The organism is Pseudomonas sp. No.21, from assembly GCF_054558415.1.
In genome coordinates, this window is the sequence record NZ_BAAJNO010000002.1 from 310657 (window position 1) to 333829 (window position 23173).

At 66.6% G+C, this 23173-nt stretch carries 12 protein-coding genes; 4 read left to right on the forward strand and 8 right to left on the reverse strand.

The genetic code is table 11. The features are described 5' to 3' along the window. Positions 1 to 4: 4 nt before the first annotated feature. The 4 genes from selO to ACYJSS_RS04190 all read right to left on the reverse strand — a co-directional run bounded on the left by selO (position 5) and on the right by ACYJSS_RS04190 (position 8840). Positions 5 to 1465 carry a protein adenylyltransferase SelO gene (gene selO, locus ACYJSS_RS04175; RefSeq protein WP_111259817.1) on the reverse strand — a complete coding sequence of 487 codons (1461 nt, stop codon included), beginning with the start codon at positions 1463 to 1465 and terminating at the stop codon, positions 5 to 7. Between the two features lie 70 nt (positions 1466 to 1535). After that, complete coding sequence (gene mscK / locus ACYJSS_RS04180; RefSeq protein ID WP_111259818.1) at positions 1536 to 4850, reverse strand: mechanosensitive channel MscK; 3315 nt, start codon at positions 4848 to 4850, stop codon at positions 1536 to 1538. Between the two features lie 79 nt (positions 4851 to 4929). Then, the gene (locus ACYJSS_RS04185; RefSeq protein ID WP_111259819.1) at positions 4930 to 6678 is read right to left on the reverse strand and encodes a potassium/proton antiporter; all 1749 of its coding nucleotides are present in this window, start codon (positions 6676 to 6678) and stop codon (positions 4930 to 4932) included. A 359-nt stretch (positions 6679 to 7037) separates the two neighbouring features. Beyond that, a complete protein-coding gene (locus tag ACYJSS_RS04190) occupies positions 7038 to 8840 on the reverse strand; it encodes an acyl-CoA dehydrogenase (protein WP_236204339.1) in 1803 nt (600 codons plus the stop codon). A 139-nt stretch (positions 8841 to 8979) separates the two neighbouring features. Between ACYJSS_RS04190 and ACYJSS_RS04195 the strand changes: the two genes are divergently transcribed. Beyond that, positions 8980 to 9819 carry a 23S rRNA (adenine(2030)-N(6))-methyltransferase RlmJ gene (locus ACYJSS_RS04195; protein ID WP_111259821.1) on the forward strand — a complete coding sequence of 280 codons (840 nt, stop codon included), beginning with the start codon at positions 8980 to 8982 and terminating at the stop codon, positions 9817 to 9819. 129 nt (positions 9820 to 9948) lie between these two features. Here ACYJSS_RS04195 and msrA read toward each other — a convergent pair whose 3' ends face one another. Together msrA and ACYJSS_RS04205 are read right to left on the reverse strand one after the other, a co-directional pair. After that, positions 9949 to 10596, reverse strand: coding sequence for a peptide-methionine (S)-S-oxide reductase MsrA (msrA, locus tag ACYJSS_RS04200; protein WP_236204338.1), 648 nt, complete (start codon positions 10594 to 10596; stop codon positions 9949 to 9951). Positions 10597 to 10691: 95 nt separating this feature from the next. After that, a complete protein-coding gene (locus ACYJSS_RS04205) occupies positions 10692 to 13397 on the reverse strand; it encodes a putative bifunctional diguanylate cyclase/phosphodiesterase (RefSeq protein WP_236204337.1) in 2706 nt (901 codons plus the stop codon). Positions 13398 to 13526: 129 nt separating this feature from the next. Between ACYJSS_RS04205 and ACYJSS_RS04210 the strand changes: the two genes are divergently transcribed. Further along, on the forward strand, positions 13527 to 14006 hold the full coding sequence (locus tag ACYJSS_RS04210; RefSeq protein WP_236204336.1) for a hypothetical protein: 480 nt from the start codon (positions 13527 to 13529) through the stop codon (positions 14004 to 14006). A gap of 219 nt (positions 14007 to 14225) precedes the next feature. Here the strand turns inward: ACYJSS_RS04210 and aceF are convergent, their stop codons facing one another. Continuing rightward, positions 14226 to 16205, reverse strand: a complete 1980-nt coding sequence (gene aceF, locus ACYJSS_RS04215) for a dihydrolipoyllysine-residue acetyltransferase (protein WP_236204335.1) — start codon at positions 16203 to 16205, stop codon at positions 14226 to 14228. An 11-nt stretch (positions 16206 to 16216) separates the two neighbouring features. Next, positions 16217 to 18862 (reverse strand): pyruvate dehydrogenase (acetyl-transferring), homodimeric type, encoded by a 2646-nt coding sequence (aceE, locus tag ACYJSS_RS04220; RefSeq protein ID WP_111259825.1) that lies wholly within the window; start codon positions 18860 to 18862, stop codon positions 16217 to 16219. Between the two features lie 238 nt (positions 18863 to 19100). Here aceE and glnE point away from each other — a divergent pair, with 238 nt between their 5' ends. Both glnE and ilvE read left to right on the forward strand, forming a co-directional pair. Beyond that, positions 19101 to 22049 (forward strand): bifunctional [glutamate--ammonia ligase]-adenylyl-L-tyrosine phosphorylase/[glutamate--ammonia-ligase] adenylyltransferase, encoded by a 2949-nt coding sequence (gene glnE / locus ACYJSS_RS04225; protein WP_236204334.1) that lies wholly within the window; start codon positions 19101 to 19103, stop codon positions 22047 to 22049. Positions 22050 to 22235: 186 nt separating this feature from the next. Then, positions 22236 to 23159 carry a branched-chain-amino-acid transaminase gene (gene ilvE, locus ACYJSS_RS04230; RefSeq protein ID WP_111259827.1) on the forward strand — a complete coding sequence of 308 codons (924 nt, stop codon included), beginning with the start codon at positions 22236 to 22238 and terminating at the stop codon, positions 23157 to 23159. Positions 23160 to 23173 lie beyond the last annotated feature (14 nt).

Genomic DNA, 23173 nt, shown 5'->3' on the forward strand with positions numbered 1-23173 from the left:
GGGCTCAGGAGGAGCAGCTGATCTCCAGGTGCTTGCCCCACTCCGGGGGCCGCTCGGCGTAGCGCTCCATGCCGGGCTGCTCGTCGAAGGGGCGTGCGAGCACGGCGTGCAGCTGGCGCACCTCGGCGAAGTCGCCCTGCTCGGCGGCCTCGATGGCGCGCTGGGCCAGGTAGTTGCGCAGGATGTACTTCGGGTTCACCGCGTGCATGCGCTGGCGGCGGGCGTCCTGGTCGTCGCCTTCGCCGGTGGCGCGTTCCACGTACTGCGCCGCCCAGGCATCGAAGCCGGCGAGGTCGACGAACTCGTCGCGCAGCACCGCGACCGCCTGTTCGGGCGTGGTCTCGCCGAGGCGGCGGAAGAACAGCGTGTAGTCCACCGCGCTGGTCTGCATCAGTTGCAGCAGGCGCTGCACCAGGGCCTCGTCGCCCTCTTCGGCGCGGGTGAGGCCCAGGCGGCGGCGCATCAGGTCCAGCCAGGCCGCCTGGTACAGCGGCAGGAACAGCTCCAGCGCCTCGCGCAGGGCGTCCACGGCGATGTGGGGCGTCAGCGCCTGGGCCAGGGCGGCGAGGTTCCAGTGGGCGATGGGCACCTGGTTGCTGAAGCTGTAGCGCCCGCTGTCGTCGGAGTGGTTGCAGATGTGGTTGGCGTCGAAGTCGTCGAGGAAGGCGTAGGGGCCGTAGTCGAAGGTGATGCCGAGGATCGACATGTTGTCGGTGTTCATCACCCCGTGGCAGAAGCCGTAGGCCTGCCAGCGGGCGATCATCCCGGCGTTGCGCTCGATGATTTCGCGGAACATCGCCAGCCAGGGCTCCTCGGCCTCCAGGCACTCGGGGAAATGGCAGGCCAGCACGTGCTCGCCGAGGGTCTTCAACTGCTCGTGCTGGCGGGTGTAGTAGAAGTATTCGAAGTGGCCGAAGCGCACGTGGCTCGGCGCCAGGCGCAGGACCATGGCGCCGGTCTCCTTCTTCTCGCGGTACACCGGGGTGCTGGAGCCGGTGACGCACAGCGCGCGGCTGCTGGGGATGCCCAGGGCGTGCAGGTGCTCGCTGGCAAGGAACTCGCGGATCGAGCTGCGCAGCACCGCGCGGCCGTCGCCCATGCGCGAGTAGGGGGTCTGGCCGGCGCCCTTGAGGTGCAGGTCCCAGTGCTCGCCGGCCTGGTTGACCACCTCGCCCAGCAGCAGGCCGCGGCCGTCGCCCAGGCGCGGGTTGTAGCTGCCGAACTGGTGCCCGGAATAGACCATGGCGCGCGGGGCGGCGTCGGACCAGAGCGTGTGCCCGGCGAACAGCTCGGCGAACACGGGCTCCTCGGCTTGCGCCGGGTCGAGGTCGAGCAGGGCCATCGCCGCCGGGCTCGCCACCACCAGGTGCGGGTCGTCCAGCGGGTCGGGCAGGACTTCGATGGAGAAGGCGTCGCCCAGGCGGGCGAAGCGGTTGTCGAACTGCAGGTCGTCGAGTTTTTTCATGGGCTCAGCTTGTCACGCGGCCGGGGCCGGGGGAAATCGCGGGGATGGGTGGTCCCCGCGTGGCGGTGGCTTACTTGGCGCGCTCTTCGGCGGCGTCGGCCGCCTGTTCCTCGGCGGGGGCGTGCTCGACGCTCTTGCGGCTGAGGATGACGTCCATCTTCGGCACCGAGGAGATGTTGATGCCGTGCTCCTGGAACAGCTGGTCGATGCGCCGGTTCAGCTCGTCCGTGGCCAGGCCCCGGTCGCCCAGTTCGCGCACGTAGATCTTCAGCTCGTGTTCCAGGGTGCTGGCGCCGTAGGTCTTCAGCTGCACGTTGGGGGCCGGGTCGCGCAGCACGCGGGTGTTCTCCTGGGTGGCTTGCAGCAGCAGCTTGCGCACCAGCTCCAGGTCGGCGCCGCGGTTGACGTTGTAGACCAGCACGATGCGCGTGACGGTGTCGGTCAGCGTCCAGTTGATCAACTGGCTGGTGAGGAAGGTCTGGTTGGGAACGATGACTTCCTTGCGGTCGCTGTCGGTGATGTGGGTGGCGCGGATGCGGATCCGGTTCACCGTGCCGGTGACGGTGCCGATGGTCACCAGGTCGCCGATGCGCACCGGGCGCTCGAACAGCAGGATCAGGCCGGAGATGAAGTTGGCGAAGATCGCCTGCATGCCGAAGCCGATACCCACCGAGAGCGCGGCCACCAGCCACTGCAGCTTGTCCCAGCTGACCCCGAGGGTGGACAGGGCGCTGACGAAACCGATGCCGGCGATGGCGTAGGAGAGCAACGTGGTGGTGGCGTAGGCACTGCCCTGGGCCAGATTCAGGCGCGACAGCACCAGCACTTCCAGGAGGCCCGGCAGGTTGCGTGCGAGCGCGGCGGTGATGCCGGCGATGATCAGCGCGCCGAGCACGTCCAGCAGGCTGATGGGCACCTGGGTGGCGGCGGCGCCGGTGCCGGTGGCGTACTGGTAGAGCGTCACTTCGTCGAGGTAGGCGAAGACGCTGATCAGGTCGGCCCAGACCAGGTACATCGAGGCGATGAAGACGCCGAGCAGGGCCAGGCGGATCAGGCGCAGGGACTGCTGGTTGACCTGCTCGATGTCCAGGGTCGGCTCTTCCACCGCCACTTCCTCGCCTTCGGCGTTCTCCTTGGTCTGCGCCTGGCGCTTGGCCAGCGCGCGGGCGTAGGCCAGGCGCCGGGCGGCGACGGCCAGGCCGCGGACGAAGGCGGCCTCGATGATCAGGGTGAGGATCAGCAGGTAGAGGGTGTTGATCAGGCGGTCGGTGAGCTTGAGCGAGGTGTAGTAGTAGCCGAAGCCGACGGCGACGATGAACACCAGCGGCAGCAGGGTGAAGCCCAGGCCGATGAGGAAGCGGAAGGGCGAGGTGTGCTCGCGCATCGGCTCGGCCAGCAGCAGGTTGCTCAGCACCAGGGCCATCAGGGCGTAGCAGGTGATGACGACGATGATGCCGATGACGTCCTCGGCCAGGGCCTGGGGCTGGTGCTCGGCCACGGTGACCACGGCCACCAGGGCCATCACCACCATGCCGAGACGGCGGATCTGCTTGCTCAGCAGCGCCACCTGCGGGCGCGGCCAGCGGAAGTGCAGCTCGGCGACGCCGCCCGGGGCGAGGATGCGGTAGAGGGTGTAGAACACCAGCCAGGCCTGGGCCATCTCCATCAGCGCGGCGCCGAGGGTGGCGTTCTGGCCGCGGGCGTCGATCTGCAGGGCCAGGCCACAGAGGGCGAGGAACAGCGTCACCGGCATCGCCAGGAGAATGTTCAGCAGCAGTGCCAGGGGCGTGTGCATCTGGCTGTCGCGCTTGTAGTGGCCGATGTCCTGGTGCAGCTCGGTGAGCTTCTCGTAGAGCCAGCTGCGGCGCCACAACAGCGCGCCGATCATCAGCAGCAGGGGGATGAACAGCCAGGGACGGTCGACCAGGCCTTCACCCAGCTCGGCCACGCCCGAGCCCCAGGGCACGTCCATCAGCTGGCGCTTGAGGTAGTGCGGTGCGCTTTTCAGCCAGGCGAGGTCCAGCGGCTTGTTGCTGGGGATCCAGAACATCTGCTCCTCCAGGGTCGCGCGCAGCGCCTGGGAGGTGCTCTGCAGCTGCTTCTGGTTGAGCTGCAGGGTGATGGACTCGTTGAGCAGGGCGTTGAGCTCGCGGCTCAGGCGGTCGAACAGTTCGGTGCGGGTGGTGGCCAGGTCGAGCAGGGTGGCGCGCAGCTCCGGCGTCACCTGGTCGGCGGGCTGGCGCGACAGCAGGTCGTCGACGTAGGCCTGGGGGTTGTTGAGCTTGTCGCGCTGCTGGCTGAGCTCGAACTGGTAGAGGCGGATGTCGGCGATCTCGTCGGCCAGGTCGCCGTCGAGCTTCAGGTGCGGCAGGGCCTGCTTCTGCTGGTAGAGGATCTTCGACAGCAGCAGGCTGCCCTTGAGCACGCTGATCTGCTCTTCCAGCGCCTGGTCGGCCTGGTTGAGGGTGTCCAGCTGCTGGCGGGTCTGCAGGTTCTGCTGGGTCAGCTCGTTGAGGCGGTCGGTGGAACGCAGCAGGTAGTCGGAGAGCTTGAGGTTGGTGGAGCTTTCGGCCGCCAGCAGGCTGTCGGGGGTGGCCTTCTGCGCCTCGCGGGAGAGTTCGGCCACCGTCTGCTCGGAGCTTTCCCGGCGCTTGTCGTTGATCAGCGACTGCAGGGCCTGGGTTTCCTGCTCCAGGCGGTGGATGCGCTCGACCAGCAGGTCGCGGCGGCTGTTGCCCAGGTCCTGCAGCAGGCTGTTGCCGGCCAGCTCCTGGCGGCGCAGCTGGGTCTGGGCGTCGAGGGCGGCCAGCTCGGCGTTGTACTGGTCGCGCTGCTCGTCGGTGATCACCTTGCCGGTGTCCTTGCCGACCTTGAGGATGGCGTTGAGCTGCTGGGTGCGCACCTGGTTGCTGCTGATCTCGGCCTGGGCGCGCTCGGGACGGGTCTGCGCGGTGATGATCAGGCTGTTGGCCTCGGCCAGGTCCTTCTGCCAGCCGGCCAGCTGGCTGCTGCGCTGGTTGAGCAACTGGTCGAGCTGGGCCAGGGAGTATTTGCCGTAGCGCTCGCCGACATCGACCGGTTTGCTGGCCTTCAGGCGGGTGAATTCACGCTGGGCGTCGGCGATCTGGCGCGGTGCATCGTTGAGCTGGCGCTTGAGGTCGGCCAGGCGTTTCTCGCTGTCGGCCTGGTTGCTCAGCTGGGTGAGCGTCTGCTCCAGCACCTGCTGCACGGCCTTCTGGTCGGCTTCCGCCAGCTTGCGGCTGGCGAGGTTGTCCAGGCTCTGCTGGACCTTGGCGCTGGTCGGTGGTTCGGCGGCATGCACGGGCGTGGCACCGAGGCAGAAGCCGATGAGGGCGGCGGCGAGGAGAGGGCGCAAAAAAGACATGGTCGCGTGGGGCGGCTCTGGAAAAAGTGCGGTTGATGATATGTCAGGACGCGGCCCCGTGCTGGGATGTGCCGCGCCTTCAGAGGAACAGTCCGGGGCCTGGACGGCCATGACCTTCGGGGAATTTGACGCCCACCTTGCGCACCTTGTTCCCTTCCATCAGGGCCACGGTCCAGGTCAGGCCGTTCCATTCCACCTGGTCGCCGACGATGGGCTCGCCGCCGATCTCGTGGGCGATGAAGCGTCCCAGCGGCTGGCTGCCATCGATGTCCTCCAGCTTCAGGCCGTAGAGCGAGGCGACGGCGGACAGCTGGGCGTCGCCTTCGAGGACGAAGTCGCCGAAGAAGCGCAGGTCCAGGCCGCGCTGGGGCGCCTGGCTGAACAGCTTGCCGAGGGCGGGAAGATCATGCTCGTGGCCGATCACGCAGAGGATGTCGCCGGCCTCCAGCACGGTGGAGCCCGAGGGGTGGAGCAGCTCGGTGCCACGGAACAGGGCGGCGATGCGGGTGCCTTCGGGCATCTTCAGTTCGCGCAGGGCGGCGCCGATGCACCACTTCTCCGCGCCCAGGCGGTAGACGAACAGCTCCCACTCGCTGGTGGGGTGGATCTCCAGCCCGGCGCGGGAGATGGGCGCCGGCTCCGGCGGCACCGTCACCCGCAGCAGCCTGGCCGCGAGTGGCAGGCTGGCGCCCTGCAGCAGCAGGGACACGAGGACGATGAAGAAGGCCAGGTTGAAGTACAGCTGCGAATGGGGCAGGCCGGCCATCATCGGGAACACCGCGAGGATGATCGGCACCGCGCCGCGCAGGCCGACCCAGGCGATGAAGGCCTTCTCGCGGTCGTGGAAGGCACGGAAGGGGATCAGCCCGATCATCACCGACAGCGGGCGGGCGAAGAGGATCATCCACAGCGCCAGGCCCAGGGCGGGGACGGCGATGGGCAGCAGGTCGTGGGGCGTGACCAGCAGGCCGAGCACGAGGAACATGCCGATCTGCGCCAGCCAGGCCATGCCGTCGAGCATGTGCAGGATGCTGTGCCGCGAGCGGATCGGCCGGTTGCCCAGCACCAGGCCGCAAAGGTAGGCGGCGAGGATGCCGCTGCCGTGCAGGAAGTTGGTGAGGGCGAACACCAGCAGGCCGCCGCTCACCACCAGCAGGGGATAGAGGCCGTTGGGCAGGTTGATGCGGTTGATCAGTTGCAGCAGCAGCCAGCCACCGGAGAGGCCGAGCAGCGCGCCGATGCCGAACTCGCTGACCAGGTGGCCGAGGAAGGACAGGCTGATCTCGGTCTGCCCCTTGGCCAGCATGTCGATCAGGGTGACGGTGAGGAACACCGCCATCGGGTCGTTGCTGCCGGATTCGATCTCCAGGGTGGCGGTGACCCGTTCGTTGAGGCCCTTGCCGCCGAGCAGGGAGAACACCGCCGCGGCGTCGGTGGAGCCGACGATGGCGCCGATCAGCAGGCCCTGCATGACGTCCAGGTCGAACAGCCAGGCGGCGGCCATGCCGGTCAGCCCGGTGGTGATCAGCACGCCGACCGTGGCCAGCGACAGCGCCGGCCACAAGGCCACGCGGAAGCTGGAGACCCGCGTGCGCAGGCCGCCGTCGAGCAGGATGATGGCCAGCGCCAGGTTGCCCACCAGGTAGGCCAGCGGGTAGTTGCTGAAGCCGATCCCGCCCGGGCCGTCGATGCCGGCGACCATGCCGACGGCAAGGATGATGACCAGGATGGGGATGCCCAGGCGCGAGGAAACCGAGCTCACCAGAATGCTTGCGCCGACCAGCAACGCGCCGATCAGGAACAGGCTATTGATGGTGGCTGCATCCACGTATTGAAGCTCCTGGTAACGATGTCGGGGGGTGACGCTGGAGGGATGCATGCAGCGTGCATGCCAGCTGGATTCTAACCTGCTACCCGCAACGCGCCGCAAGCGCTGATCGGTAGAAATCCTCAGGTTTTTTCGACCGCAGCCGAGCCGTCCGTTCATGGAATCGACCAGGCGGTCAGGATGTTCTCCGAGCCCGCTTTGCCGAGGGAGAAGGGACGATACCGATGGGCGTTCCAGTGGGTCCCCGCGTTCGCGGGGATGACGCGTCCCCCCTTGCACCGTCGTCGGTGGCGCAGCGCGACGCGGGCAAAAAAAGCCCCGCATGTGCGCGGGGCAGGGAAACCCTGAAAGCGTTGGAATCAGAACCAGGCGTCGCGCATCTCCAGGCAGGTGTCGTCGCGGGCCTCGAGGATGGCCAGGGCGTGATGGACGCTCGGCACTTCCCAGGTGAGGAAGTAGCGCGCGGCCTGCAGCTTGCCCTTGTAGAAGTCGGCGTCGGCGGGGTTGCCGCTGGCCAGGCCTTCCTCGGCGCGGATCGCCTGCTCCAGCCAGCGCCAGCCGATCACCGCGTGGCCGAAGGCGTTGAGGTAGAGCGCGGAGTTGGCCAGGGCCTGGTTGACCTTGCCCTGCATCAGGTCGCCGAGCAGTGCCAGGGTCACGGCGGAGAGGCGCGCGACGGCCTGCTCCAGCGGCTGGCGCAGGGCGTCGAGGGAGCCATGGGCGGCGGCGCGCTGGCAGGTGTCGTTGATCAGGCGGGTCAGTTGCTTGAGGCCGGCGCCGTTATTCTGCGCCACCTTGCGCCCCAGCAGGTCCAGCGACTGGATGCCGTGGGTGCCTTCGTGGATGGGGTTGAGGCGATTGTCGCGGTAGTACTGCTCCACCGGGTATTCGCGGGTGTAGCCGTGGCCGCCGAGGATCTGCACCGCCAGCTCGTTGGCCTTGAGGCAGAACTCCGAGGGCCAGGACTTGACGATGGGGGTGAGCAGGTCGAGTAGTTCATGGGCCTGCTTGCGCTCTTGCTCGGTGGCGAGGGTCTGGGTGTCGTCGAACAGGCGCGCGGCGTACAGGCCCAGGTCGAAGGCGCCTTCCACGTAGGCCTTCTGGGTCAGCAGCATGCGGCGCACGTCGGCGTGCTCGATGATCGCCACCTGGGCGCTGGTCGGGTCCTTGCCATCGGGCAGGCGGCCTTGCGGGCGCTCGCGGGCGTATTCCAGGGAGTAGAGGTAGCCGGCGTAGCCGAGCATCACCGCGCCCATGCCGACGCCGATGCGGGCCTCGTTCATCATCTGGAACATGTAGGAAAGGCCGGCGTGGGGCTTGCCCACCAGGTAGCCGACGCAGTCGCCGTTGTCGCCGAAGTTCAGCGCGGTGGAGGTGGTGCCGCGGTAGCCCATCTTGTGGAACAGGCCGGCGAGGATCACGTCGTTGCGCTTGCCGAGGGAGCCGTCGTCGTTGACCAGGAACTTGGGCACGATGAACAGCGAGATGCCTTTCACCCCGGGCGGGGCGTCCGGCAGCTTGGCCAGCACCATGTGCACGATGTTGTCCGACAGCGGGTGGTCGCCGCCGGAGATGAAGATCTTGTTGCCCTTGATGCGGTAGGTGCCGTCGCCGGCCGGTTCGGCGCGGGTGCGGATGTCCGACAGCGAGGAGCCGGCGTGGGGCTCGGTGAGCGCCATGGTGCCGAAGAAACGGCCCTCGATCATCGGCTGCAGGAAGCGCTGCTTCTGCTCGTCGCTGCCGAAGCTCTCGATCAGGTTGGCCGCGCCCATGGTGAGGAAGGGGTAGGCCGAGCTGCCGACGTTGGCCGACTGGAAGTGGGCGAAGCAGGCCTGGGACAGCAGGGTAGGCAACTGCATGCCACCCTGCTCGAAGCTGCGGGTGGCGTTGAGGAAGCCGGCTTCGAGGAAGGCGTCCACGGCGGGTTTCACTTCCGGGATCAGCGTGGCGGCGCCGTCGTGGTATTCCGGCTCGATCTCGTCGCCCTTGCGGTTGTGCGGGGCGAAGTATTTCTCGGCGATGCTGCGGGCGGTGCCGATGGCGGCGTCGAAGGTTTCGCGGTTGTGATCGGCGAAGCGCTCGCGCTGGGTCAGGGCTTCGGCGTCCAGCACTTCGTAGAGTTCGAAGGCCAGGTTGCGGGAACTGAGCAGGGTCTCGGACATGTCGGATCTCCGGTTGGATGGCCGGAGTCTAGATCGGTGAATGAAGGTCGCCTAGCAACATCCATAAGGGTGATAAAGCGGCAAAACCCGGCCAGCGTCGCGGCTGGTAAACTGCGCGCCTCGCGAGGATTCCCACACCATGAACTACCGTCACGCCTTTCATGCCGGCAACCATGCCGATGTGCTCAAACACCTGACCCTGGCCCGCCTGATCGCCCTGCTGTCGCGCAAGGAGGCGCCCTTCGCCTACCTCGACAGCCATGCCGGCGTCGGCCTCTACGACCTGGCCGGCGACCAGGCCAGCCGCACCGGGGAATGGGAGGAGGGCATCGGCCGGCTCTGGGGCCAGCCCGACCTGCCGGCGCTGATGGTGGATTACCTCGGCGTGCTGCAGGCGCTGAACCCGGAGGGCGAGCTTCGTCATTACCCCGGCTCCCCCGAACTGGCTCGCCGGCTGACCCGCCCGCAGGACCGCCTGCACCTGAACGAGAAGCACCCGGAAGACGGCCAGGCGCTGAAGGAGAACATGGCCGGCGACCGCCGCGTTGCCGTTCACCTGGGCGAAGGCTGGCACCTGCCCCGGGCCCTGCTGCCGACGGCGGAGAAGCGCGCGCTGATGCTGATCGACCCGCCCTTCGAGAAAGCAGACGAGTTGGAGCGCTGCGTCACCGCGCTAAAGGAAGCCATCGGCCGCATGCGCCAGACGGTCGTGGCGATCTGGTACCCGATCAAGGACCAGCGCCAGCTCAAGCGCTTCTACCAGGGCCTGGAGGCCTCCGGCGCGCCCAAGCTGCTGCGCGTGGAGCTGATGGTGCACCCGGCGGACAACGCCCTCGGCCTCAACGGCTCGGGCCTGGCCATCGCCAACCCGCCGTGGGGAATCGAAGAGGAACTGCGCCAGCTGCTGCCCTGGCTGAGCGACAAGCTTGCGCAGAGCCAGGGTGGTTGGCGGTTGGACTGGATTATTGCGGACAGTTGATAGCTTGAAGCTTGAAGCTTGAAGCTTGAAGCTTGAAGCTTGAAGCTTGAAGCTTGAAGCTTGAAGCCGGAAGCCAGAGGCCTCAGGCCGGCGCTCCTTCTTCCAGCTTCAAGCTTCCAGCCTCAAGCTCTAAACCGGCATACAAACCCCCGTCCCCCCCAACCCGCAATAACCCCCCGGATTCTTCGCCAGGTACTGCTGGTGGTACGCCTCGGCGTAATAGAAGGGCGGCATTTCGTCGATCTCGGTGGTGATGGCGCCGAAGCCGGATTTGCTCAATTCGGCCTGGAAGCGTGCTTCGCTGGCCCTGGCGGCTTCCAGCTGGGTGGCGTCGCTGCAGTAGATGGCCGAGCGGTACTGGGTGCCGATGTCGTTGCCCTGGCGCATGCCCTGGGTCGGGTTGTGGGCTTCCCAGAACACCGAGAGCAGTTTCTCGTAGCTGATCACCTGCGGGTCGAATACCACCAGGACGACCTCGGTGTGCCCGGTGAGGCCGGAGCAGACTTCGTCGTAGGTCGGGTTCGGGGTGTGGCCGCCGGCGTAGCCGACCGCAGTGGTCCAGACGCCTTCCTGTTGCCAGAAACGGCGCTCGGCGCCCCAGAAGCAGCCGAGGCCGAACACCGCCTGTTGCAGGTGGGCGGGGAAGGGCGCCTGCAGGGGGCGGCCATTGACGTAGTGGGCATCGGGAACCGGCATCGGCGATTCGCGGCCGGGCAATGCCTGTGCCGCGGTGGGCAGCTCGATTTTGTGGGCAAGGATCTGCGAGCGCAGGACCATGGCGTTCTCCTCGAAGGGCGGCTGGCTGGTCGATAGACCTGCGGGAATGGCCGATGTTACAGCAGGCTCAGGGCTCAGGGCTCAGGGCTCAGGGCTCAGGGCTGCGGGCGGCAGGGGTAGCGGCGCAGGCTTTCCACCAGCAGGTGCCCGGGGATGGGCTGGTCGAACAGGTAGCCCTGGCCGACATCGCAGCGCTGGCGGCGGAGGAAGGCCAGCTGCTGGGCGCTCTCGATGCCTTCGGCGACGACCTTGAGCTTGAGGTTGTGGGCCATGGCGATCACCGCCGAGGTGATTTCCATGTCGTCCTGGTTATCGGGGATGTCCTTGATGAAGCTGCGGTCGATCTTGATGACGTCGATCGGGAACTTCTTCAGGTAGCTGAGGGAGGAGTAGCCGGTGCCGAAGTCGTCCATGGCCAGGGTCAGGCCGAGGGTCTTGAGGCGGTTGAGCTGGTGCTTGGTGTCGTCGGTCGCTTCCAGCAGCAGGCCTTCGGTCAGCTCCAGTTCCAGCAGCCCCGGGGGCAGTTGCTCCTCGTGGAGGATGGCGGCGATGGAGCCCACCAGGTCCGGGTCGCTGAACTGCTTGGGCGAGAGGTTGATCGCCACCTGCACATCGCCCATGCCCGAGGCGCTGAGGCGTCGGCTCATGCGGCAGGCTTCGCGGATCACCCACTTGCCGATGGGGATGATCATCCCGGTTTCCTCGGCGACGCTGATGAACTGGTCGGGGCGGATCATGCCGCGCTCCGGGTGCTGCCAGCGCAGCAGCGCCTCCATGCCCAGCAGTTGCCCGGTCTTGAGGCAGAGCTTGGGCTGGTAGAAGACTTCCAGCTCGTTCTGCGCCAGGGCGCGGCGCAGGTTGTTCTCGACGAACAGCTTGTAGCTGGCCTCGGCATTGAGGGTTTCGGTGAACAGCTGCAGCTGGTGCTTGCCGTTGGCCTTGGCTTTGTGCAGGGCGAGGCCGGCGTGCTTCATCAGGGTCTGCGGGTCGCGCCCGTGCTGCGGTGCGCAGGCGAGGCCGAGGGAGCCGGTGACGCTGATCAGCTGGTTGTCGACGAACAGCGGCTTGTCGAGGGTGTGGAGGATCTGCCCGGCGGTTCTCTGCCCGCTTTCCAGGTCGGCGCCGTCGAGCAGCACGGCGAACTCGTTGCTGGCGAAGCGCGCGAGGATGTCGCCCTGGCCGAGGGTGTTGCGCAGGCGGCGGGCGAGGCTGACCAGGAGCTTGTCGCCGGTCTGGTGGCCGAGGCTGTCGTTGATGCGCTTGAAGTTGTCGATGTCCACCAGCAGCAGGCAGAGGGGCGATTCGAGGTCGCTCTGGAAGCGCTCCTCCAGGCTGCGGATGAAGTACGGGCGGTTGCCCAGCCCGGTGAGGTTGTCGGTGTAGGCCAGCTTCTCGATGCGCTGCTGGGCCAGCTTGTTGTGGGTGACGTCCTCGTAGATGCCGATGTAGTGCGTCAGCTCGCCGTTCTCGCCGAACACCTTGGAGATGGACAACTGGCCCCAGTAGGGCTCCAGGTTCTTGCGCCGGCTGCGGAACTCGCCCTGCCAGCTGTTGCTGGTGGAGAGGCTGGAGCGGGCGTCGAACAGCAGGTCGCTGAGGTTCTCCAGGGCCGGCAGGTCGGACAGGCGGCGGCCATGGACTTCATCCGAGCTGTACTGGGTGATGGCGGTGAAGCTGGGGTTGACGTACTCCACCAGGCCGTCGCGGTCCACCAGCAGGAAGGCGCTGGCGCTCTGCTCGACGGCGCGCTGGAACAGGTGCAGGGCGTTGGTGGCGTCGAGGCGCTGCTGGTTGACCAGGACCTGGGCGAACTGGTCGGCCAACTCGCCGGCGAAGGCGATCTCGTCGGTCTGCCAGACGCGCTGGCCGCCGGTGTGCTCCAGGCACAGCACGCCGACCACATCGCCGCCGATGCGCACGCTGGCATCGAGCAGGGCGACGATGCCCTGGGGCTTGAGGTAGTCGTCCGCCAGCTCGCTGGTGCGGGGGTCGCGCTGGGCATTGTGGGCGTCGATGGCGCGCCCGCTGTGCAGGGCTTCGAGGTACTGCGGGTAGCGGCTGACGTCGATGGCGTCCGGGTGTTCGTGGTGGTCCTGGTCGCGCCGGTAGAGGTTGATGGCGCGCAACAGGTCGTCGTCGAACATCCACAGGGACGCGCGGGACACTTCGTAGGCTTCGCAGGCGGCCTGGGTGATCAGCTTGGCCGCCTCCAGGGCGGGGTCGCCGGCACCGTAGCGGTGGCGGGCCAGGCGCACGATCAGGCTCTGCTGCGCGCGGGAGCGGATCAGGTGTTGCAGGTGGTCTTCCTGGGAGCGCTGATAGAGGTCCAGGGAGCTCTTGAGGCGGGTGTTCTGGGCTTCCAGTTCGCTGAGGCGCTGGTCGGTGTCTTCACCCGCTTCGGCATCCTCGGCATCCACCGGCAGCAGGTAGCCGCGAAGCAGGCTGCGGCCGTGCTGCTGGAAGGCTTCGCCGAGCTCGAGGATGGTGCGCACGCCGTCGGTCGTGTGCAGGCTGTACTGCACCTGGTAGCTGGCACCGCCGGCCAGCTGGCGCTGGATTTCGTCGTGAAGGCGGTAGCGGGCTTCGGGGGACATCAGGCTGGCGTAGGGGGAGCCGACCAGGGCGCAGAGCTCGGTGGCCGGCATGCCGATATGGCGTTCGCAATTGGGGTCGAGGAACAGCAGCGCCCAGCTGGCCTCGTTGATCCGCTCGAAACGCATGAGGCCAAGCCGCGAAGGGACTGGCAACTGCGTCACAACCTCGGCCACCGTACGGCTGGCGGCATCGGGATGGCTTTTCATCGGGCGGGGGGGTTCCAGTATGCTGACCGAGTCGGGCCTCGGCCCACTTCTTAATATGGCGTCGGGCAAGGGTGCATCATGCGGATGGGGCTGACAAGACAACTTGGTGGGGCTTTGGTGCTGTGCGGTATGTTTTTTTTATCACCGGTCTCGGCGGCCGGTTCGGAGCCGGTTCTCAGCAGCGCTGAGCAGACCCGCTACCTGGCCGAGATCAAGCGTCTCTACCTGACCGATGACGAGCGCAAGGCGCTGTTCGCGCACACCAATGCGCTGCTGAAGACCTATGCCCTAAGCGCCGGTTACCAGGTCGGCTCCAGTGATCGGCGTGACCTGCAGTACCAGGTGAGCCTGGCGCGGCCGGGTGAGCTGATGCTGCGCGAGGAAATCCGGGCCACGACGGGGACCGGCGTCGCGGTGCGCAACCGGCTGCTGCCGGTGTTCGGCGTCGATCCGAGCATCAGCTATGCCTGCCCGCGCGAGGGCCAGGCCTGTGTGCTCAACGTGCCGGGCTCCAGCGAGCCGATGCTGACCATCGTGCGTGACCTGGACGGTGCCGGGCAGTTGGCCAAGGCGTTCAGCTTCCTGATCCGCAACCTGCAGAAGGGCTGACCCGGCTGCAACCGGACCCACCTGCCGGTGCGGGTGGGTTCCGCCTCTCCCTCCTCCCTCCTCCCTCCCTCCTTCCTTCGATGACGCGATGCGGGCCACCGCAGGACCGGGCCTTTGCGTCGGCAGGCGTGTCCTTGCGTGAATCCAGGGCAAAAAAAACCCCGCCTAAAGGGGCGGGGTCGAGGTGCGAGCGTGGCGTGCTCGCGATGAAGCAAAGGTTTACAGCAGCATGGTGCGGATATCCGCCAACACGTCACCCAGGCGCTTGGTGAAGCGCGCGGCGGCGGCACCGTTGATCACACGGTGGTCGTAGGACAGCGACAGCGGCAGCATCAGGCGCGGCTGGAAGGCCTTGCCGTCCCATACCGGCTGGATGGTGGCCTTGGACACGCCGAGGATCGCCACTTCCGGCGCGTTGACGATCGGCGTGAAGCCGTTGCCGCCAATGTGGCCGAGGCTGGAGATGGTGAAGCAGGCGCCTTGCATGTCGTCCGCCGAGAGCTTCTTGGTCCGGGCCTTTTCGGCCAGGGCGGCGGCTTCGGCAGCCAGTTGCAGCAGGCTCTTCTGGTCGACGTTGCGGATCACCGGGACCAGCAGGCCGTCCGGGGTGTCCACGGCGAAGCCGATGTGCACGTACTTCTTGCGGATCAACGCCTTGCCGCTGGGGGCGAGGGAGCTGTTGAAGTCCGGCATTTCCTTGAGCAGGTAGGCGCAGGCCTTGAGCAGCAGCGGCAGCACGGTCAGCTTGACGCCGGCTTTCTCGGCGACGGCTTTCTGGGCGACGCGGAAGGCTTCCAGCTCGGTGATGTCGGAGGAGTCGAACTGGGTCACGTGGGGGACGTTGAGCCAGCTGCGGTGCAGGTTGGCAGCGCCGACCTGCATCAGGCGGGTCATCGCCACTTCCTCGATCTCACCGAACTTGCTGAAGTCGACGGTGGGGATCGGCGGGATGCCGGCGCCAGCGGTAGCACCCGCGGCGGCTGCCGGGGCGTCCTTGGACTTCTGCATCACGGCCTTGACATAGGCCTGCACGTCTTCCTTGAGCACACGACCGTGCGGGCCGGTGGCAGTGACCGCGCCCAGCTCGACGCCGAACTCGCGGGCCAGCTGGCGCACGGCCGGGCCGGCATGGACCTTGGCGCCGTCGGAGCGCGCCGGTGCGCCGGGGCTGCCGGCGGCGGCGGCCGACAGCGAGGCGATGGCGTTGACTTCGGCGGCCACGGCCGGGCTGGCGCCCGCTGGTACGCGATGCACCGGCTGGCTGTCCTGCGCGGCGGGTGCTGGTGCGGCAGCCGGGGCGGCGCTTGCGGTGCGCAGCTTGAGGATCAGGTCGCCGGTGCCGACTTCGGCATCCAGCTTGACCACGACGCTCTCGACCACGCCGGCGGCGGGCGAGGGGATCTCCATGCTGGCCTTGTCGGATTCCAGGGTGATCAGGCTCTGGTCGGCTTCGACGCGATCGCCGGCCTTGACCAGGATCTCGATCACCTTGGCCTTGCTGTCGGAGCCGATGTCCGGGACGTGGACGTCCTGCACGGCTTCGACAGCCGGAGCGGCCGGGGCGGCAGCGGGGGCCGGAGCCGGTGCGGCGGCAGGTGCTTCGGCAGCCTTGGCGGCGGCCGGGGCGGCGCCTGCGGTGCGCAGCTTGATGATCAGGTCGCCGGTGCCGACTTCGGCATCCAGCGTGACCACGACGCTCTCGACCACGCCGGCGGCGGGCGAGGGGATCTCCATGCTGGCCTTGTCGGACTCCAGGGTGATCAGGCTCTGGTCGGCTTCGACGCGATCGCCGGCCTTGACCAGGATCTCGATCACCTTGGCCTTGCTGTCGGAACCGATGTCCGGGACGTGCACGTCCTGGACGCTTTCAGTGGTGGCGGCGGCAGCGGGTGCCGGCGCCGCGGCGGGCTGCTCTTGTTCCTTGGGCGCAGCGGCCGGAGCCTGGGGCGCGGGTGCCGCAGCAGCGGCGCCCTCGACGTCCAGTTCGATCAGGTCGTCGCCTTCCTTGAGGCGGTCGCCGATCTTAACCTTCAGGCTCTTCACCACGCCGGCCTTGGGCGAGGGGACTTCCATGCTGGCCTTGTCGGATTCCAGGGTGACCAGGCTCTGGTCGGCTTCGACGCGGTCGCCGACCTTGACCAGGATCTCGATCACTTCGCCTTCGCCGCCGATATCGGGTACGCGGATCAACTCACTCACAATGCGTCTCCTCAGCAGTCCAGGGGGTTGCGCTTATCGGGGTCGATGCCGAACTTGGCGATGGCCTCGGCCACCACTTTCGGTTCGATGTCGCCACGATCCGCGAGGGCTTCCAGTGCCGCCAGGACGACCCAGTAGCGGTCCACTTCGAAGAAGTGGCGCAGCTTCTTGCGGCTGTCGCTGCGGCCGAAGCCGTCGGTACCCAGGACCTTGAATTCCTTGCTCGGCACCCACTGGCGAATCTGTTCGGCGAACAGCTTCATGTAGTCGGTGGAGGCCACGACCGGGCCCTTGCGGCCATTCAGGCACTGCTCGACGTAGGTCGACTTGGGCTTCTGGCCCGGGTGCAGGCGGTTGTGGCGCTCGATGGCCAGGCCGTCGCGGCGCAGTTCGTTGAAGCTGGTGACGCTCCAGACATCGGCGCCGACGTTGAACTCGTCGCGGAGGATCTTCGCCGCTTCGCGGACTTCGCGCAGGATGGTGCCCGAGCCCAGCAGCTGCACGTGGTGCGCGGCTTCCTTCTTGTCCTCTTCGAGCAGGTACATGCCCTTGATGATGCCTTCCTCGACACCGGCCGGCATGGCGGGCTGGGTGTAGGCCTCGTTCATCACGGTGATGTAGTAGAAGACGTCCTGCTGCTCTTCGGTCATCTGGCGCATGCCTTCGCGGATGATCACCGCGAGCTCATAGCCATAGGTGGGGTCGAAGGTGCGGCAGTTGGGGATGGTGCCGGCCAGCATGTGGCTGTGGCCGTCCTCGTGCTGCAGGCCTTCGCCGTTGAGCGTGGTACGGCCGGCGGTGCCGCCGATCAGGAAGCCACGGGTGCGGCTGTCGCCAGCGGCCCAGGCCAGGTCGCCGATGCGCTGGAAGCCGAACATCGAATAGAAGATGTAGAACGGCAGCATCGGCTGGTTGTGGCTGGAGTACGAGGTGCCGGCGGCGATGAAGGAGCTCATGGCGCCCGCTTCGTTGATGCCTTCCTCGAGGATCTGGCCCTTCTTGTCCTCGCGGTAGAACATCACCTGGTCCTTGTCGACGGGCTCGTAGAGCTGGCCGACGGAGGAGTAGATGCCCAGCTGGCGGAACATGCCTTCCATGCCGAAGGTGCGGGCTTCGTCCGGGATGATGGGGACGATGCGCTGGCCGATTTCCTTGTCCTTGACCAGTTGCGAGAGGATCCGCACGAAGGCCATGGTGGTGGAGATCTCACGGTCACCCGAGCCGTCGAGGATGGCCTTGAGGGTGTCCAGCGGCGGGGTGGGGATGCTGAAGCTCTTGGCGCGACGCTGGGGCACGAAGCCACCCAGGGCGGCACGGCGCTCGCTCAGGTAACGGGCTTCGGCGCTGCCTTCCTCGGGTTTGAAGAAGGGCAGGTTCTCCAGCTCGTCGTCCTTCACCGGGATGTCGAAGCGGTCGCGGAACGACTTCAGGCTGTCGACGTCGACCTTCTTGGTGTTGTGCGCGGTGTTCTTCGCTTCGCCGGCACCGGTGCCGTAACCCTTGATGGTCTTGGCCAGGATGACGGTGGGCTGGTCCTTGTGGTTGACCGCCTGGTGGTAGGCCGCATAGACCTTGTACGGGTCGTGGCCGCCACGGTTGAGCTTCCAGATCTCGTCGTCGGACAGGTCGGCGACCATGGCCTTGAGTTCGGGGGTGTTGAAGAAGTGCTCGCGGACGAACGCGCCGTCCTTGGCCTTGTAGTTCTGGTATTCGCCGTCGATGACTTCGTCCATGCGGCGCTGCAGGATGCCGTCGACGTCCTTGGCCAGCAGCGGGTCCCAGAAGCGGCCCCAGATGACCTTGTTGACGTTCCACTGGGCGCCACGGAAGACGCCTTCGAGTTCCTGGATGATCTTGCCGTTGCCGCGTACCGGGCCGTCGAGGCGCTGCAGGTTGCAGTTGATGACGAAGATCAGGTTGTCCAGTTTCTCGCGGCCGGCCAGGGAGATGGCGCCGAGGGATTCGGGCTCGTCGCACTCGCCGTCGCCCATGAAGCACCAGACCTTCTGCTTGCCGGCGGGGATGAAGCCGCGGCTTTCCAGGTACTTCATGAAGCGCGCCTGGTAGATCGCCTGGATCGGGCCGAGGCCCATGGATACGGTGGGGAACTGCCAGAAGTCCGGCATCAGCCAGGGGTGCGGGTAGGACGACAGGCCGTTGCCGTCGACCTCCTGGCGGAAGTTGTTCATCTGCTCTTCGGTGATGCGGCCTTCCATGAAGGCGCGGGCGTAGACGCCGGGGGAGGCGTGGCCCTGGAAGTAGATCAGGTCGCCGCCGTGTTCGTCGGTCGGGGCCTGGAAGAAGTAGTTGAAGCCGATGTCGTAGAGGGTCGCCGAGGACGCGAAGCTGGAGATGTGACCGCCCAGGTCGGAGTCCTTCAGGTTGGTGCGCATGACCATTGCCAGCGCGTTCCAGCGTACCAGCGAGCGAATGCGGCGTTCCATGAACAGGTCGCCAGGCATGCGTGCTTCGTGGGTGACGGGGATCGTGTTGCGGTACGGCGTGGTGATGGCATAGGGAAGCTGCGAACCGCTACGGGTAGCGAGTTCACCCATACGGGTCATCAGGTAGTGCGCGCGGTCTTCGCCTTCTTTGTCGAGAACCGATTCCAGGGCGTCCAGCCATTCCTGGGTTTCGACGGGATCGAGGTCTTGCATGGCTTGCTCCAGGGCGGAAAGGCTTCCAGAATCGGACGCCTATGTTCACTGACAGCCTTATGGGCTGGCAGATTGCTAATTCTTGGATTTACCGGGGGTCGAACCGGCCTTGTGTAGTTTTACTACATTTCGACGGCCGTTTCAGCACTCTGGACACAATCTTTCGTAGTAAAACTACAGATGGGCGGCGCGAGGCCAGCAACCACAGGCCCGGCGTACGCCGATCACAGGATAGACCATGAGCCTGCCCCCGCTTGTCGCCCTCCCTCCGCAACTGCAATCGCTCGCCGACCGTGCTCGCCAGGCCTTCACCTCCGATCAGGAGGGCCTTCCGGAATCCCTGCGTGCGGTATTCGACGGCTGGCCCGACGAACGGAAGCAGGCGTTCCTGCGGGTTTGCGCAGCCAGTGATTTCGTGGCCGAGCAGACGCGGCGCGATCCGGCGATGCTCATGCAGCTGGCGGAATCGGGCGAGCTGGAATGTACACTTAAAAGTGGTGAATTGTGTACAAAATTGGGTTCGGTCATCTCCGCCTGTGGGAGTGAGGACGAGCTGGCGCACCACCTGAGGCGTTTTCGCAATCGCCAGCAAGTGCGCATCATCTGGCGCGATCTGACCCGCCAGGCGGACCTCGCGGAAACCTGCCGTGATCTCTCCGATCTCGCCGATGCCTGCATCGACGGCGCCTACCACTGGCTCTACAGCCGCCACTGCGCGCAGTTCGGCACCCCAACCGGGCGCCGCTCCGGGCAGCCGCAGCATTTGGTCATCCTCGGCATGGGCAAGCTGGGCGCCCATGAGCTGAACCTGTCCTCGGACATCGACCTGATCTTCGGCTACCCCGAGGGCGGCGAGACCGAAGGCGCCAAGCGTGCGCTGGATAACCAGGAGTTCTTCATCCGCCTCGGCCAGAAGCTGATCAAGGCGCTGGACGCCATCACCGTCGACGGTTTCGCCTTCCGCGTCGACATGCGCCTGCGCCCCTACGGCTCGTCCGGCGCGCTGGTGCTCAGCTTCAATGCGCTGGAGCAGTACTACCAGGACCAGGGGCGCGACTGGGAGCGCTACGCGATGATCAAGGCGCGGGTGGTCGGCGGTGACCAGCAGGCCGGCGCGCAGTTGCTGGAGATGCTGCGGCCCTTCGTCTATCGCCGCTACCTGGACTTCTCGGCCATCGAGGCGCTGCGTTCGATGAAGCAGCTGATCCAGCAGGAAGTGCGCCGCAAGGGCATGACCGAGAACGTCAAGCTCGGCTCCGGCGGCATCCGCGAGGTTGAGTTCATCGCCCAGGCCTTCCAGCTCATCCATGGCGGTCGCGACCTGAGCCTGCAGCAGCGCCCGCTGCTCAAGGTGCTGGCGACGCTCGAAGGCCAGGGCTACCTGCCACCGGCGGTGGTCGCCGAGCTACGCGACGGCTATGCCTTCCTGCGTTACACCGAGCACGCCTTGCAGGCCATCGCCGACCGGCAGACGCAGATGCTCCCGGACAACGACCTGGACCGCGCCCGCGTCGCCTTCATCATGGGCTTCGACGATTGGTCGGCCTTCCATGAGCGCCTTATGTACTGGCGCGGCCGTATCGAGTGGCATTTCCACCAGGTCATCGCCGACCCGGACGAAGACGAGGGCGCCGGCCCGCAGGACGCTTGCATCGGCGGCGAGTGGCTGCCGCTGTGGGAAGACGCCCTGGATGAAGAGAGCGCCTGCCGGCAGTTGAGCGAAGCCGGCTTCCTTGAGCCGCTGGCCGCCCTCAAGCGCCTGGTCGACCTGCGCAACGGCCCGCAGCTGCGCGCCATGCAGCGCCTCGGGCGCGAGCGCATGGACGCCTTCATCCCGCGCTTGCTGAACATGGCCAGCGAGCACGGCAAGCCGGACCTCGTGCTGGAGCGCGTGCTGCCGCTGGTGGAGAAGGTGGCCCGGCGCTCGGCCTACCTGGTGCTGCTCAGCGAGAACCCTGGCGCCTTGGAACGCCTGATCACCCTCTGCGCCGCCAGCCCCTGGATCGCCGAGCAGATCGCCCGCTACCCGCTGCTGCTGGACGAGCTGCTCAACGAAGGCCGTCTCTACCATCCGCCGCTGGCCCCCGAGCTCGCCGCCGAGCTGCGTGAGCGGCTGACCCGCATTCCCGAGGACGACCTCGAGCAGCAGATGGAGGCCCTGCGTCACTTCAAGCTGGCCCACAGCCTGCGGGTGGCGGCCTCCGAGATCGCCGGCACCTTGCCGCTGATGAAGGTCAGCGACTACCTGACCTGGCTGGCCGAAGCCATTCTCGACCAGGTACTGGCCCTGGCCTGGCGCCACACCGTGGCCCGCCATGGTGCGCCGCGTCGCGCGGATGGCAGCGCCTGCGACCCGGACTTCATCATCGTCGGCTACGGCAAGGTCGGCGGCCTGGAGTTCGGCCATGGCTCCGACCTCGACCTGGTGTTCATCCATGACGGCGATCCGCAGGCGGAGACCGATGGCGCCAAGCCCATCGATGGTGCGCAGTTCTTCACCCGCCTGGGCCAGCGCATCATCCACCTGCTCACCACCCAGACCACCTCCGGCTCGCTCTACGAAGTGGACATGCGCTTGCGCCCCTCCGGCGCGTCCGGCCTGCTGGTGAGCTCGCTGGGTGCCTTCCAGCGCTACCAGGAGAACGAGGCCTGGACCTGGGAACACCAGGCGCTGGTGCGCGCCCGTGTGCTGGTGGGCTGCAAGCGCGTGGCGACGGCGTTCGACTCGGTACGCCTGGCGGTGCTGGGGCGCGAGCGCGATCTGGCCACCCTGCAGCAGGACGTCAGCGAGATGCGGGCGAAGATGCGTACCACCCTGGGAACGCGCGAAACTGCGGCGGGAACCGCTGCGAACGCCTTCGAAAGCACCGTTCCCTTCGATCTGAAGCAGGACGCCGGCGGTATCGTCGATATCGAATTTATGGTGCAATATGCGGCCCTTGCCTGGTCGCGACAGCACCCTGAGCTGGTGCGCTACACCGATAACATCCGCATTCTCGACGGCCTCGAGCAGGTCGGATTGCTGTCCGGTGAGGCGGTCAGCCTGCTGCAGGAGGCCTACAAGGCCTACCGCTCCGCCGCCCACCGGCAGGCGTTGCAGAAGCAGCCGGGCGTAGTGAGTGGTGACCAGTTTCACGCGGAGCGCCAAGGCGTGATGCGGATCTGGCGCGAGTTGGGCTTGAGCTAGCAGGCCGTTGAAGAACGTAGACGAGGCAGCCGATACAAGGCGAAAACGGCCGGAAAGCGCAGTTTACGTGTGGCAAATGAGCATTTTGAGGGCGTTTTCAACGCCGTAGCGGCAACGCAGTTAGTTTTTCAACAGCCTGCTAACTCGCCGTGCTGAATCAATCGAACCCTTGAGGAGCTGGCAAATATGTCGATGGCCGATCGTGATGGCGTGATCTGGTATGACGGCGAACTGGTGCCGTGGCGCGAAGCGACCACTCACGTGCTGACCCATACCCTGCACTACGGGATGGGCGTGTTCGAAGGCGTGCGCGCCTACAACACCCCCGACGGCACGGCGATCTTCCGCCTGCAGGCGCACACCGACCGCCTGTTCGACTCCGCTCACATCATGAACATGCAGATCCCGTGGTCCAAGGACGAGATCAACGAGGCCACCCGCGCCGCCGTGCGTGAGAACAACCTAGAAAGCGCCTACATCCGCCCGATGGTGTTCTACGGAAGCGAAGGCATGGGCCTGCGCGCCACCGGCCTGAAGGTCCACGTCATCGTCGCCGCCTGGAACTGGGGCGCGTACATGGGCGAGGAAGCGCTGCAGAAGGGCATCAAGGTGCGTACCAGCTCCTTCACCCGCCACCACGTGAATATCTCCATGACCCGGGCCAAGTCCAACGGTGCCTACATCAACTCGATGCTGGCCCTGCAGGAAGCCATTTCCGGCGGCGCCGACGAGGCCCTGATGCTGGACCCTGAAGGCTACGTGGCCGAGGGTTCCGGCGAGAACATCTTCATCATCAAGGACGGCGTGCTCTACACCCCCGAGGTGACCGCCTGCCTCAACGGCATCACCCGCAACACCGTGCTGCGCCTGGCCGAAGAGCAGGGCCTGAAGCTGGTGGAGAAACGCATCACCCGTGACGAGGTGTACATCGCCGACGAGGCCTTCTTCACCGGCACCGCCGCCGAAGTGACCCCGATCCGCGAAGTCGACGGTCGCAAGATCGGCATCGGCAGCCGTGGCCCGGTGACCGAGAAGCTGCAGAAGGCCTACTTCGACCTGGTGACCGGCAAGACCGCCGCGCACGCCGAGTGGCGTACCCTGGTCAAATAAATAGACAAGGCTGC

What these genes read in the sequence shown, in the direction of transcription:
- selO (WP_111259817.1), bottom strand. Translation starts at nt 1,465, where the DNA reads ATGAAAAAACTCGACGACCTGCAGTTCGACAACCGCTTCGCCCGCCTG.
- mscK (WP_111259818.1), bottom strand. Translation starts at nt 4,850, where the DNA reads ATGTCTTTTTTGCGCCCTCTCCTCGCCGCCGCCCTCATCGGCTTCTGC.
- ACYJSS_RS04190 (WP_236204339.1), bottom strand. Translation starts at nt 8,840, where the DNA reads ATGTCCGAGACCCTGCTCAGTTCCCGCAACCTGGCCTTCGAACTCTAC.
- ACYJSS_RS04195 (WP_111259821.1), top strand. Translation starts at nt 8,980, where the DNA reads ATGAACTACCGTCACGCCTTTCATGCCGGCAACCATGCCGATGTGCTC.
- msrA (WP_236204338.1), bottom strand. Translation starts at nt 10,596, where the DNA reads ATGGTCCTGCGCTCGCAGATCCTTGCCCACAAAATCGAGCTGCCCACC.
- ACYJSS_RS04205 (WP_236204337.1), bottom strand. Translation starts at nt 13,397, where the DNA reads ATGAAAAGCCATCCCGATGCCGCCAGCCGTACGGTGGCCGAGGTTGTG.
- ACYJSS_RS04210 (WP_236204336.1), top strand. Translation starts at nt 13,527, where the DNA reads ATGTTTTTTTTATCACCGGTCTCGGCGGCCGGTTCGGAGCCGGTTCTC.
- aceE (WP_111259825.1), bottom strand. Translation starts at nt 18,862, where the DNA reads ATGCAAGACCTCGATCCCGTCGAAACCCAGGAATGGCTGGACGCCCTG.
- glnE (WP_236204334.1), top strand. Translation starts at nt 19,101, where the DNA reads ATGAGCCTGCCCCCGCTTGTCGCCCTCCCTCCGCAACTGCAATCGCTC.
- ilvE (WP_111259827.1), top strand. Translation starts at nt 22,236, where the DNA reads ATGTCGATGGCCGATCGTGATGGCGTGATCTGGTATGACGGCGAACTG.